This is a genomic window from Mesorhizobium sp. M1E.F.Ca.ET.063.01.1.1 (assembly GCF_003998155.1).
GTDB lineage: Bacteria > Pseudomonadota > Alphaproteobacteria > Rhizobiales > Rhizobiaceae > Mesorhizobium.
Genome location: NZ_RZSC01001523.1, coordinates 1 through 516, shown reverse-complemented (window position 1 = coordinate 516; position 516 = coordinate 1). Strand labels below are relative to the sequence as shown.

At 52.5% G+C, this 516-nt stretch carries 1 protein-coding gene; it reads left to right on the top strand.

The genetic code is table 11. The annotated features are described in order from the left end of the window. On the top strand, positions 1 to 186 hold a 186-nt coding region (locus EOA29_RS42535), incomplete at its 5' end, for a hypothetical protein (protein WP_210213238.1). Positions 187 to 516: the final 330 nt, after the last annotated feature.

The window sequence follows — 516 nt, the reverse complement described above, 5'->3', positions numbered from 1 at the left end:
GTGTTAACAGATCATTTTTTCCAGGCCGACAATTCTCCCTTTCGCCCACCCAAGCCCCAACATTCCCAACGCTTCCGCCGGCCTCGTGAACAGGCGGAAATGCGGGCAAAACGCACAAAATCCGGGAAAAAAGACCGGCCTCTGAACACTCCGGTCACGCCCGCAACAGGAGCGCATGGCCTATAAAGAGCGACTCGTTTGGAACCGTCAAGGATTCGTTTTTGTAGGTTTTGTGACCCCAATATGTTGTGTGTCACATATGTGGATAACGGGGACAGAAAACCGTCGGCGCGGAATTCGCCTTGGCTTGGTTGAAAGCCGCTCCGCGCCTCGGATCGTGACTGTTTCCGAGCACCCGGAAAAGGCGAACATCTCATTGTGCCTCGGTCCGCCGAGAGCTCGATCCGTGTTTCGGCGCGCGCCGCTCCAGATACCAAAAGAGCTTGACGCATCGGTATCCCAATGCACTTATTAGTCCGTAACTAAGATATAAATTCCATAAATATGGAATATAAG